This is a genomic window from Exiguobacterium sp. PFWT01 (assembly GCF_018255795.1).
Classification (GTDB): domain Bacteria; phylum Bacillota; class Bacilli; order Exiguobacteriales; family Exiguobacteriaceae; genus Exiguobacterium.
The window spans coordinates 689,539-702,746 of the sequence record NZ_CP073755.1; the positions used below are offsets into that span (position 1 = coordinate 689,539).

Sequence of the window (13,208 nt, forward strand, 5' to 3'; positions counted from 1 at the left end):
CATCTCTTTCGAAAGGAGAGATTGTATGGCGATTTTCAAAAAGTGGATTCATCGCGTCAATGGTGACGTCACGGATCTATTGTCAACTGGACCGATTCCCCCGTTCCATGTGGATTCGCTCCTGATTGAACAGTATCCCGATGCCATTTACGTACTAGATACAAATGGTCGACTAATCGATTCGAACGAAAAGATGGGACTGCTGTTCGATGATTGCGCGTTATCACCAGCCGATACGGAAGAGTTTGCACCATATCACGACCAGGCGTTGGCCGGGGAAACAGTTCATTTTGAACTAGTCAAAGCATATGTGGGGCAACAGCGAAAGCTCGCAGTAACATGCACCCCGCTCTACAAAGATCAACTTATTCAAGGCGTATACGGTATCGTTAAGGACATGAGCGCCGAATGGGACACACAAAACCGTTACGCCATTATGAAAGTGGGACGGGAGTTACTCGAACAAGTCCCTGGTCTCATGGTCATCGAAATACATCTCGCGGATAGGTCATTCTCGTTCTCTTCCCAAGTCTCGTCTTTTCTCGGTATTTCAAGGAGGCGATTGAACGAGATGCAGGTGGAAGAAATCCGAGAAACGGTTCATCCTGACGATTGGGAGCGGTTGACTCAAGCGATTCAGACGTTGCGAACAGCCGATGAAGGGGCAGACTTCGCGATGGAGATTCGATTGCGTCATCAGTTGACGTCTGAAGATTTGCCGGTGATGGTGCGGGGTGCGCTTTCCGTCGACCGTAACGTCATCACATACGTCATCTTTTCAACGAAAGATCAGCAGCGCATCGAGAACGAATTGACTGATAAAGATGAGCTATTGCGTCGCGTTTGCGAAGCATCCGATACGGTCATCTGTGATTATAGTTATGATACGAGTCAAATTGAGTTCGCGACAGGGCAGTTTCAGTCTATCTTTGGGTATACAGTGAAACAATTCAACGCACACCCGAATTACTGGAAAGTTGTCATCAATCAGGACGACTTAGCGAAAGTCAATCAGGCGAATGAACAGACACGTCATACGACACCTGTGAATCTCGAATATCGGATTTTTGTCGGAAAGAAGCAAAAATGGATTCAGGAGTGTCGACAGCACTTGTACGACGAAACGGGTCGAGTCCGTGGGTTTCAAGCGTTGATTCGTGATATGACCGAGGTGAGGGAACAGGAAGCCGAGGTGCTGCGACTGAGCGAGTTTGATCCAATGACGAACATCCCGAATCGCGAGACGATGTTCCAGTCGATCACGCGATTAATTCAAACGGATATTGCGTTCGTGTTGTTCACAGTGACCTTTAATCGAATCGGTGACATCAACCGGACGTTCGGTTACGAATATGGAGATGAATGGCGCATCCAGACGGCATATCAATTGCAACGAATGGTGCCGGACGAGGCGGTCGTCGGTCATTTGGACGGAGATACATTCCTTGTCGTCATGCCAGGAAATCATGAAGATGAGTGGTTGATTAAAATCGGGGAACAGCTTGCGAGATTGTCAAAGCATTGTTTCCAACTCGAACCATATACCGTTTATCCGAATATGCAGATCGGCGTCAGTCGCTATCCGAATGATGCGGAAGACGAGACGACGCTCATTCGCCGAAGTTACATGGCGATGGGCCGGGCCGGGAAGTCGGGAGCGGCGTCGATTTCCTTGTATGCTTCGCACATGAATCTCGATGAGCTGAAGCGATTCGAGTTGCTACGTGACTTGCCAAGCGCCATTGACCGGAATGAGTTTTATTTGTTGTATCAACCGAAAGTGAACGCCTGGACAGGTGATATCACAGGAGCGGAAGCGTTGATGCGTTGGGAACATCCGACGTGGGGTGTCGTTTCCCCGCTAGACTTCATCCCGCTCGCAGAAGAGAGCAATCTGTTCATCCGATTGACGGACTATCTGATTGAAGAGGTGTTTCGCTTTCTAGCGACGCTCCCGAGCAAGATTCCGATCTCGTTGAACGTCTCGCCGAAATATTTGTATCACGAGCAACTATTTAACACGTTCGAATCGGCAAGTGAACGTCACGATGTACCGTTGCACTGGATTGAGATTGAAGTGGCCGAGACGTCACAGCTCGATGCGTCGCATCATATCATGAGTGTCTTTTCTTCGTTGCGGGCGCTCGGGATTCAACTTGCGCTTGATGATTTCGGGAAAGGCTATTCGTCGCTCGCCTACCTGCAACAATTTCAAGTGAACACCATCAAAATTGACCGGATTTTTGGTCATGGGGTATCAGAGAACAAGCAAGCCCGGGCCATCATTCATAGTCTCGTCGTCTTGGCGAAAGAATTCGGGCTCGATGTCGTCGTCGAAGGGATCGAGCAAATGGAAGACTTGCTCTTGTTGCGGCAACTCGGCTGCAAGACGATTCAAGGCTATCTCTTCAGTCCGCCGGTCCGTGAGGATGCCTTCTTGCAGATGATGGAGACGGGGAAACTGATTCCCGACCCATTTGATGACCATGAGACGTCTGCGAATCGTTACATTCAAGCAGGCATCACGATTACGACGATTCGGCAGCAACCCGTCTCGGTCGGTCTCTCTTCGATCGTACTGACGTCAAGAACGGACCAGACGTTGCATTTTTATGGTGCCCTGCGCCTCCCGTTAGAAGGAGACGTCACGTTCATCATTCGTTTTGCATCCGGTACAGACTTGCCTGTCCGGTTACGTCGAATGACCGAAGTGACGAATGGGTTATATCAATATGCCGCCGAATACGAATCAAGTCCGACCATCGAGGCGCAATTGACCGCCCTTGAGCAGGAAGTGAGCGGAAACGAAGAAGTCACCGACTATATCGAACTCGTTCACCAGCCAGAGCGGTCCTGAGCACCCGACGTGTCGCGTGTGAGAATAGATAGTTGAAACAGGGGTCTCCTTTTCTCTAAGATGGAGAAAGAGAGAATTGAGTGAGGAGATCTTAGATATGAATCTGTATGAACAAGCGAGCGACTGGATGCGGCAATGGCATGACGACCCGTCCGAACGCCTCCGACAAATCAAAGATGAAATTGAGCGCACGGGCACCTATTCGTTGACGACGGAAGAATTGTGTGAGGGTGCCAAGGTGGCGTGGCGGAATTCGAATCGTTGCATCGGCCGCTTGTTTTGGCAGACACTCCATGTGATTGACGCACGGGACGCCGATACGTTTGAGGCTGTCTACACCCATCTTGTCGACCACCTTCGGTTCGCCACGAACGGCGGAAAAATCCGTTCGACGATGACGGTTCTTCCGAACGAGTTCAAACTATTGAACACACAATTGATTCGGTACGCGGGATATGAGACACCTGACGGAATCATCGGAGACCCGATGTCCGTCACGATGACGAAGCGCGCGAAAGAACTCGGATGGGTCGGAGCCGGCACGCCGTTCGATATCCTCCCGCTCATGATCACGGACGGGCGAGACGTCCGCTTGTTTGAGTTGCCGAGTGAGGCCGTGCTTGAGGTGGACATTCGGCACGAGGATGTGGACTTGTTTGACGGACGGACCATCAAATGGCACGCAGTCCCAGCGATTGCGGATATGGAACTAGAGATCGGAGGTCTACGGTTTACCTCGGTCCCGTTTAACGGCTGGTATATGGAGACGGAAATCGGGGCAAGGAATTTGGCCGATACGGACCGTTATGATTTGTTGCCGCTCGTCGGACGGTCACTCGGGCTCGATACGACGAAAGAGCGGTCGCTTTGGCGCGACCGGGCACTCGTCGAATTGAACATCGCCGTCCTGCAATCGTTCGAGCGGGAAGGTGTGACCATTGTCGACCACCATACGGCTGCCAAACAGTTCAAGCGGTTCGAAAAAAACGAACGGGACGCGGGGCGTGACGTCACCGGGCAATGGAGTTGGCTCATCCCGCCTCTCTCTCCTGCGACGACGCACGTTTTTCACGAGCATTACGACAATCAGATCAAGACACCGAACCTGTTTGCTAGAAGTGGATGTCCGTTCTCAGGGTTTCGTCAGCTGGTAAAAGAGGAATTGAAAGGCTAGAACCGAGAGAAAGGATGATTGCTGTGGCAGTCCCACTTTGGAAACGAGCCGTCGCTGGTCAAATCGACCAACTCGTCTTTCAGACACCGGCAAAACTGATTGAAAAGGCAGTCCGTCAAAAGATTTGGCCAGACAAAGAAGTGAAACGGTATTACTTACCGACCGTTGTGACGATGGCCGGAGAAGTCTATTGTATGTTGTATCGAAACGGTCAGACGATAGGAGACCGTGTCGTCGGAATTAAGGTCGTGAGTGCGGATGGACGCCCGCTTTCATTGGAGCAAGTCATCAAGCGGACACTCTATAAAGACGTCGTCTACCCGGCGACGCTTGGGATTCCGCTCATCCGTGCACTTCAACAGATGAAGTCGAATAAAGACCTCGAGTTGCCGCATGATGAGTTCGCCCATACAAAATTGATCTCGACCAAATGAAGAGGAGCAGGGCGACCGTGTGTCGCTCTGTTTTTTCGTCCCGTTCGGTCGAGTAGGAGTAGCGGCGGGAAATAAGGTATAATGGGATTGGACAAAAATGAACGACTATTGGAGGCTTTTTAGTTATGACAAAAATCGCATGGATTACCGACAGTATGGCCAACTTCTCTCAAGAAGAGGCAGCAAGTCTCGGTGTCGATATCGTTCCGATTCAATTGATCGTGGACGGGAACGGCTATAGTGAAACCAAACTCTCTCTCGAAGACCTACATCGGTATATGATTGACCAAAAGAAAGAAGCGAAGACGTCACAACCGATCTTCGGAGATTTCATCGCCCGCTACGAACGCTTGAAAGAAGAGGGATATGATTGTGCCATCGCCGTCCATTGCTCGAATGGATTGAGCAGTACGGCAAAAAACTCGAAAGCAGCGGCAGAAGCGGCTGACTTTACCGTGTATACCATCGACTCGCATGCCGCACTCGAGGCGCAGCAAGAACTCGTCCGAATCGGGAAGGCCGCTGAAGCTGAAGGCAAGTCAGTGGAGGAAATCGTCGCCCTTCTCGAAGCATGGCGTGATAAAAAGAACTTCTTCATGATCATCGGAAACATGGAGACGATGCGCCGAGGTGGTCGCGTTTCTTCCGGTGAGATGTTCCTTGCGAACATCTTGAACATCAAGCCGATCATCACCCTCGATGAGACGGGGAAAGTCATCCCGTTCAAAAAGGCCCGTTCATTGAAGAAGGCTTATGCGGAGATGGTCGGTGAACTCGAACGTCGTCACGCGGAAAATGGTGTGAAGGACAATCGGGTATTCGTTCAGACGGCACTCGCACCGAACATGCAAGATGACCTCGTCGCACTCATCGAGTCGAAACTACCAGGTCTCGAAGTCGTACGGACTCGATTCTGTCCTTCGATTGCGGTACATGCAGGATTCGAGACGGTCGGTGTCTTGTGGCTCAACGCTTAATCAAGTAGGAGGAATGTAAGATGGAAGCAATGACAACCTTGACTGGATTGAATGAACGGATTGCGAGCACGGAACAGCTGCTCGTCTACGTGTCACATCCGGGATGCAGTGTCTGTCATGCGCTGAAACCGCAGATTGAAGAGATGCTCAAAGAGTTCCCTGAAATTGAGTCGGTCGCGGTGGATTCGGACGAGGTGCCTGAAGTCGCAGGCGCATTCTCCATCTTCACCGTTCCGGTCGTCCTCTTTTTCATCAGTGGGAAAGAAATGCTCCGCCGTGCACGATTCGTGCCGATCGGCGAACTGACGCATCAACTCGAACGCATGCAAGAAATGAGACAAGCGTGAATATGACCCATCATCCTGTCATGGGATGATGGGTTTTTTTCATAGTGTAACGGGTAAAGACCCGCAAACACATAAGGGGTGATTCGATGCGAGGCAAGCAATACGTAGGAGAATCGATCGATGTGTACTATGATGTGTCGCTCTGCGTCCATGCGGCGGAATGCGTACGGGGATTGCCGGAAGTATTTGATACGAAACGGAAACCATGGATTTTACCGGATGGGGCCGAGGCGCCGGACGTCGCCACGGTGATTGAACGGTGCCCGAGCGGTGCGCTCCAGTTCGTTCGGAAGGATGGTGGAGACGCAGAGACGCCGGACGTGCCGACATCTGTAAAGTTGAACGACTGGCAACAAATCGAGGTGCGCGGCGACCTTCACATCGAACAAGGGGATGAGGTCATCTCCACTTACCGGGCCACGCTCTGCGGATGTGGACAGTCCGGCAAGCGACCGATTTGTGACCATAGTGGGGCGTGTAAAGGATGAGAGGATGATGGATGATGCAGATTCCACTACATTCGGACTGGCATGACACAAAGTTGACCTTGCATTTGATCTCTCAACTGCTCGGGAAGATTAGACTCCAACTGGCCCCACCTGAGCCACAATGGGGGCACGTCTCGCTACCGCTCACGATAAATGGGTTCACGACGGGGCTGTTGTTTGAAGGGGAACGGGCACTCCAGCTTGATGTGGATCTACTAAGCTCTTGCCTTGTCATCCATGTCGAAGATCAAACGGACGCCATCCCGATTGAAGCAGGGAAGACGATCAAGTCTTACCACGATGACGTATTCAATCGACTGCGGACGCACGGGGTCAACGTGCGTATCAACCCGAAACCACAGGAGATGTCATTCAAAGGGTTACTCGATACGGATGAGACACCGCTCGCCTATGACGCGACGTATGCCCAGCGAGGCTTGAGGTTGTTTCAACGGGCGGCACATGAACAACTGACGTACTTATCGAAGCTGCGGTGCCGAAAAATCAAACCGGCACTCTTTTGGGGGACGTTCGATGTGTCGTCGCTTGTCATCTATCCGATTGAGCATCCGTTTCCGGAAGACAAGGTGATTGAGCGCGTCGCCTTCGATGAACAGTTGATTGAATTCGGATTTTGGCTTGGGGATGATGTGACGGAACGACCGAGCTATTTTGTCTTGCCTTATCCGTTCCTGTTCAGACCGCTACCGACCGAGACGCTCAAGCCGGAAGCGGCTTATTATGACGCGGAGAAGAGTGAATTTTTCTTGCCGCTTGATGAAGGAACGAGTGGAGAAGTCCAAACGTTTTTGTCTACATCGTTTAACATCTTGATGGATGAGATGGATTGGACGACTCGTGAACATTTCTTTATCCCGTTAAAACTAGAAGAGGAGAGTGGGGAGTAAATGGAGATTAAACAAAAGGAAAATACGTTTTATGTCGGGGACGAGGCGAAGCCATCGGCAGAACTGCATTACGTACCGACGGGACCGGATAAACTGATTGTCGACCATACGTACGTCAGTGATGAACTTCGGGGACAGGGGATTGGAGAGAAGCTTGTCGTTGCCGTGGTCGAATATGCTCGGGAAGAAGGAAAGACGATTATCCCACTCTGTCCCTTTACGAAAAATCAGTTCGACCGACATCCGGAATATCACGACGTGTTGGCGATATGAATAAAAAAATGGAGCGCCGCGGGGCGCTCCATCAGCTTGTTGACAAATAAGATGTTCGAACTCGTCCTTCCGGCGCCCACGCTTTCCGCAGGCAATCCCGGAGCCGCATCGCGACTCAGGTCGCTGCTGGGTCTCCGTCGGATTGCTTTCCTGCAGGAGTCGGGGCGCCGTGGGACGAGTCACACGAATGGTCGCCACCTTTGGCGGCCATTTGTCTTTTTCTGAGGCCTCGATGGCCGAAGAAAAAGCCCGATACATACTTCGAACCCTTACAAACGGGGAAAGAAGAAGGTAAATACCAAGTTCGCCCGTCATCAAAAGGAGGAACCCGATATGTATCGCGCCCATTCTGAGAAACGACATGAACCGATCCAGTCCAAGACCACGTTGGACCAGCTGGTCCCGCAGGATCATCTCGTCCGGAGACTCGACCGTCACATCGACTTCTCGATCGTGCACCGGCTCTGCGCCCCGCTCTATTCGAACACCGGTACGCCCGGCATCGATCCGGAGATCATCATCAAGATCATCCTACTCGGACCCCTGTTCAACATCCGTTCCGTGCGCCAGACCGTGAGGGAGGTTCAGACGAACCTCGCCTATCGCTGGTTCCTCGGTCTCGGCATCGATGAGAAGGTTCCCGACCATTCGACGATCAGCCAGGCCTACCGCCGACGCTTCCAGGGGAACGACGTGTTCCAACAAATCTTCGAGGACATCGTCCGACAGGCGGAATCTCACGGTCTCGTCTCCGGGCGCATCCTGATCACGGATTCCACGCACATCCGGGCGAACGCGAACAAGAAGAAATTCGACAAGGTCGAGGTCGAACGGGTCGTCGGTGCGATCGAGGACGAGCTTCTCACCCGCGTGAACGAGGAACGGGCCGAACGCGGAAAAAAGAACTGAAACCGGCATCTGAGAAGAGGGAGTGCCGGCTCGTCAAGGTGAGCCGGACCGACCCGGATGCGGGATACATGTATCGTGACCAGAAGCCGGAAGGCTTTTTCTGGCTGGCGCATCGGACGGTCGACGCCAAGCACAATTTCATCGTCGATGTACACGTCACACCCGGGAACGTCTCGGACAGCACCGTCTATCTCAATCGGCTAGACCATGTCCTCGAACGTTTCCATTTCCCGCTCGAGGCGGTCGCACTCGATGCAGGCTACTTCACGACCGGGATCGCGAAGGCGCTCGTCGAACGGGGCATCTTCGGGGTCATCGCCCGGAGGCGTTTCGGTGGGAAGAAGGGGATGTTCCGCAAGACCCGGTACACGTACCTGCCCGAGGAAGATGCGTATCTCTGTCCGGCGCGACAGCGCCTCACCTATCAGACGACGGACCGCCACGGCTATCACCATTACGTCTCCGACCCCTCCATCTGTCAGAACTGCCCTCTCCTCGAGAAGTGCACGTCCAGCCGGACGCACCGAAGGGACATCACACGCCACGTCGATGAACATTACCGCGAGCAGGTGAACGAGAACCGCCTGTCCGCGTCCGGGAAATCCCTCTACCGACTGCGGCCGCAGACCGTCGAGCGCTCGTTCGCCGATGGGAAAGAGCTCCACGGGCTCCGTTTCACCTTCTACAGGGGGACCGCGAAGGTCCAACGCGCCAATCTGGTGGCAGCCACCGCACAAAACATGAAGAAGCTGGCCAACCTGTTGGCCAGAAAGGACCGTCTACATAACATTTCTTCAATCTTTTGTCGGGCAGAACGCCTCAAGCTCGTTGAACATAAAAAAAGACGAACCAAATCGCCATATGCGATTTGGTTCGTCAACAGCCTGATGGAGCGCCGCGGGGCGCTCCATTTTTTTATTCTGCTGCTTGCGGGACGAGATAGATCAAGCCGAACGGGTTATGCAACAAGTTGTCGATAGTCGTCCGCTCGTCTTCTCCCATCTCGACCGTGAAGGCACGCCCGTCTTCAAAGGCGAAATGGTCGCCGTCGCCGAACATCGCGCCACCGGAGATGAGGTGGAAGTTGAACGAATGGATCACGTGGATGGCATCTTCTATGTCGAGTGTCATCGGTACGGCCACGTCCGCATGACCGAACGCTTTCATTCCCCATGACATATAGGCGTTCTCTTCTTCTGTGATGGCCGTGAGGAGCGAGTAGTCGAGTGCGAGGTCTTCTTCTTTTGACTCTTGCCACTCGTCTTTCGAGTAAGCGACACCAGCTGACTCGACCATGACCCCGAGTCCACCTGCGTTCAAGACGGCGTTTGCGGCACGACGCGCCGCGGCGACGTCTGTCAAATCGTTGACGTCGACAATCAAGTAGACGACATGCGTGTGACGAGCGATTCCTTTCGCCACTTTCGGGGTGAATCCGCCAGAACTCGCGTGAATCATCGCCTCGGCGAGGGCTGGGTCACGTTCCACGACTTCAACGGTGAACGCCTTGCCTGTCTCATCTTCGAGCAATAACAGACCGGCCATCGTGTAGCCTTCACTATGTAAACTGATTTGTTCGCTGACGCCTTCTGCGGAAGACCAGTTTCCGGGAATGGCGAGCATAACTTGTGTACGATTCATGTATATCATCCTTTTCTGCAAAAGTCAGGTCCCTCCTCAGGAGAGACCTGGTCTATCTCTTATTATGCCCTATTTTGGCATGAATTATTCTTGATACGTCTTTAAAACTTCCTGAAGTGGGATTTGATCGATTTTCCGGCGACTGATGAACGTACTCATGAAGAAGAGGAGAACGACAGCGCCGAGCGTATAGACGATATAGACCCATTCGAATTCAAGTGGGAGCACGAGTCCATAATCTTCCGCAAAGACGACGATGATGACCCGAAGCGTCAACAGGGCGATGGGGATGCTCAAGAGGGCAGAGATGAGCGCATAGATGAAGTAGCTGTTCAAAATCATGGAGCGGACTTCCCGCTTCTGATATCCCATCACTTTCAACAAGGAGATGACGTAATAGTTCTTCTCGACCGTCAGCGCCGTCAAGACGAACAGGATGCTGAAAGCGATGAGGGACGCCCCGCCAATCAAGACGTTCATCATGAAATTCATATATTGATTGATCGATTCGGACTGATCGATCAACCCTTGACGTGACAGGATGGTCGGATAGTCCGATGCGTTCGGGCGTTCCGTCGCATAGATGCCGTTGAACAGGTCATCCGTCGCACCGTCCGTGAGCAGTTCACTTAACGTCGTCCGGGGTAAGTAGGCGAAATCACCGGAGAATTCATCGGCAATCCCGATGATGGGATAGGTCAACGTGTCCCCGTCGAGTGCGACATCGATGTCTTGACCGACGTCGAGCCCGAGCTTCAGGGCGAGTGAAGAAGAGACGACAAGGCCGTCAGGTTCGAGTGTCAACGCATCCCCATCTTCGTTTCGGAGGGGGAACAAGGTGTTGTCGAAGTCGAGTCCCTTCAAGGTGATCAGCTTATCTTCGACAAAGGCGAACGGATAGGTGAGGAACGGTTCTTGTCCTTCTTCTAAAACCGGTGTCCCGTCTGTATACGCCTCATATTCATACACCGCTTCGTTCAATCCGCCGACTGTCATACGGTCAACGGCCCCGTTCATCATGAGGGCGAAAACGATGAGAATCGTCGAGAAGAGGATTCCGAGAAAGAAGATGAGGAAACTCCCCGTGCTCTTGACGGCATACAAATATTTGAACTTCGTCTTGCCACTCGCCCGTTTCAACAGTCGACTGACGAGTCGGCTGAGTCGATTCAATGAGACGTTGTCCCGTGGCGACAAGAGGGCGAGGGCGCTCTCACCCATAATTTTATAGATAACAGCTCCTGCGACGAGCGCAAAGAAGAGGAGCGGGGCGAACACGGCTGTCACGAACACGAGTGGACTTTGGGCGATAGTGATGGACGGTAAGAGATAGAAGTCGAGATAGAGTTCTTTCAACGGGTTCGCGAAATAGAGTCCCAGGAAATAACCGATGATGAGCATAAAGAATGCGAAGACCAAGATGAGCACCAAGTAAGGCGAGGCGATTTGACGACGACTGTAGCCGATCGCCTTCAATAGTCCGATTTGTCCTCGTTCCGCCTCGAGCATATTCGAGATCAGGATGGCGACGATGATGACAGCGATTGAGACGATAAAGAGACTGAGTCCGAGCGCCATCGCCTTGCCGGATGAAATCTCGCTGTAGATGGCGCCGCTTCGAATGATGTTCTCCGTCTCCATGACCGAGACGACGAACGGGAGCTCGAGGTCGGTCTTGATCGGTTGATCGGTCACCCCGGACAGTCGGAACGACTCTTGCCCGACGAATGTTTCGAACGATTCATCCGTCATTAAGAGGAGGGTCTGTGAACCTGGGTCCAAGTTGAAGAAGTTATCATCGAAGAGTGGGAGCGTGTAGTCAGGAAAGAGGACAAATCCACTCACCGTGAAAGGTTTGCCGATGTCGATTGTGTCCCCGATATCGATGCCATTCTCCTCTGCATATTTTTTATTGAGGGCGATTTCGTCATTCGCGCTCGGTCGATCACCGGCCTCGAGGTAGGAGTGGTTAATCGTGTCTGATTCTTTGACGATTAATCCCCGATGCTCGGTGTCATCGAACGTGTAGGTGATGGCTTTCAAGTCACGGAGTTCAATCGTGGCATCCGGCATCTCCTGTTCGACGGCGGCGATTCGCGATGCGATCAGACGATTGAAGACTTCCACATCGGCTTGTTTGATGTCAGCCAATGTGAACGCTCCTGTCTCCGCGAGCGTTGCGACAGCGGGGTCGCGTAACTCTTCTTCCGTCACCCGATTGAGCATGTCAATCGCAAAGTCTTCTTGGTTCGATTCTTCCAGATACTCTTCGGTCGGGACCTCAATCCCGCTGATGCCATAGAACATCATCGTGTACGTGAGTGAACTCATGACGATGATGATGGCGATGGCGAGGAGTTGCATCCACTTCCGACTCAATGTCTTCCAGACGTTTTTATACAGCATGTCGTCACCCCCTTATCCCCAATGGATGTCACGTGCCGCGACCCGGGTCTCATGATGGGTCACTTCCACAATCCGACCAGAGTTCATCTTGATGACATCGTCCGCCATCTCACTGATTCCATTATTATGTGTGATGACGACAACCGTTTTTTGATACGTCTCGTTCAATCGTTCCAGTAGTTCGAGTACTTTTTTCGAATTTTCTTCGTCGAGCGATCCCGTCGGTTCGTCACAAAAGACGATGGCCGGATTTTTGGCGAGGCTACGGGCAACGGAGACTCGTTGCTGCTCACCGCCCGATAGTTGATAGGGGTATTTGTCACGTGCCGCTGTGAGCCCTACTTGTTCGAGCAATTCATCAATCGGCAACGGATCTTTCGTCAAGTCGGATCCGATTTGGACGTTCTCATAGACGGTCAAGTTTTGGAGAAGGTTGTACTGTTGAAAGATGAAGCCGAGATGGTCGCGTCGAAATGACGTCATCTGTTCGGGGGACAGGTCGGTCAGCACGGTGTCGCCGAACGTGATTTTTCCCGAGGTGACCGTGTCGAGTCCGCTGATGACGTTGAGCAGTGTACTCTTCCCGCTCCCGCTCGGACCGAGAATCACGACGAACGCGCCATCCCGGATGGTGAGGTCGATGTCTTTCAAGGCGGCCGTTTCCACGTCACCTGTCTTATAGATTTTGCTGACGTTCCGTAGTTCGATCATGCCACACACGCCTCCTTTATTCGTTATGTATGATATACCCTTTTCGAGAAATGATTGGACGAGCTGCACATAGGATGTTTTGA

Annotated in this window: 11 protein-coding genes and 1 pseudogene; 9 read left to right on the top strand and 3 right to left on the bottom strand. The window is 52.4% G+C overall.

What is annotated here, in order from left to right:
- Positions 1–25: 25 nt before the first annotated feature.
- The 9 genes and pseudogenes from KD909_RS03615 to KD909_RS03655 form a co-directional block, all read left to right on the top strand.
- Positions 26–2,857: an EAL domain-containing protein gene (locus KD909_RS03615; protein ID WP_211782424.1), complete on the top strand. Its 2,832-nt coding sequence runs from the start codon at positions 26–28 to the stop codon at positions 2,855–2,857.
- 97 nt (positions 2,858–2,954) lie between these two features.
- Positions 2,955–4,031: a nitric oxide synthase oxygenase gene (locus tag KD909_RS03620; protein WP_211782425.1), complete on the top strand. Its 1,077-nt coding sequence runs from the start codon at positions 2,955–2,957 to the stop codon at positions 4,029–4,031.
- A 14-nt stretch (positions 4,032–4,045) separates the two neighbouring features.
- Positions 4,046–4,465, top strand: a complete 420-nt coding sequence (locus tag KD909_RS03625; protein WP_211782426.1) for an RDD family protein — start codon at positions 4,046–4,048, stop codon at positions 4,463–4,465.
- Positions 4,466–4,590: 125 nt separating this feature from the next.
- Positions 4,591–5,442: a DegV family protein gene (locus KD909_RS03630; protein ID WP_078147420.1), complete on the top strand. Its 852-nt coding sequence runs from the start codon at positions 4,591–4,593 to the stop codon at positions 5,440–5,442.
- Between the two features lie 20 nt (positions 5,443–5,462).
- On the top strand, positions 5,463–5,789 hold the full coding sequence (locus KD909_RS03635) for a thioredoxin family protein (RefSeq protein WP_211782427.1): 327 nt from the start codon (positions 5,463–5,465) through the stop codon (positions 5,787–5,789).
- A gap of 86 nt (positions 5,790–5,875) precedes the next feature.
- Positions 5,876–6,277, top strand: a complete 402-nt coding sequence (locus tag KD909_RS03640) for a (4Fe-4S)-binding protein (RefSeq protein WP_211782428.1) — start codon at positions 5,876–5,878, stop codon at positions 6,275–6,277.
- Positions 6,278–6,291: 14 nt separating this feature from the next.
- Entirely contained in the window at positions 6,292–7,185 is an 894-nt protein-coding gene (locus tag KD909_RS03645) for a DUF5996 family protein (RefSeq protein ID WP_249199071.1), read from the top strand.
- The gene (locus KD909_RS03650) at positions 7,186–7,458 is read left to right on the top strand and encodes a GNAT family N-acetyltransferase (protein ID WP_211782430.1); all 273 of its coding nucleotides are present in this window, start codon (positions 7,186–7,188) and stop codon (positions 7,456–7,458) included.
- A 333-nt stretch (positions 7,459–7,791) separates the two neighbouring features.
- Positions 7,792–9,137, top strand: a pseudogene (locus tag KD909_RS03655) (IS1182 family transposase); the annotation flags it as partial.
- 145 nt (positions 9,138–9,282) lie between these two features.
- On the opposite strand, the gene KD909_RS03660 reads toward KD909_RS03655, so the two are convergent.
- From KD909_RS03660 to KD909_RS03670, 3 genes are all read right to left on the bottom strand, one after another.
- Positions 9,283–10,008, bottom strand: a complete 726-nt coding sequence (locus tag KD909_RS03660) for a hypothetical protein (protein ID WP_031422677.1) — start codon at positions 10,006–10,008, stop codon at positions 9,283–9,285.
- Positions 10,009–10,092: 84 nt separating this feature from the next.
- Complete coding sequence (locus tag KD909_RS03665) at positions 10,093–12,414, bottom strand: ABC transporter permease (RefSeq protein WP_211782431.1); 2,322 nt, start codon at positions 12,412–12,414, stop codon at positions 10,093–10,095.
- Between the two features lie 12 nt (positions 12,415–12,426).
- Positions 12,427–13,125, bottom strand: coding sequence for an ABC transporter ATP-binding protein (locus tag KD909_RS03670; protein WP_012727056.1), 699 nt, complete (start codon positions 13,123–13,125; stop codon positions 12,427–12,429).
- Between the last annotated feature and the right edge of the window lie 83 nt (positions 13,126–13,208).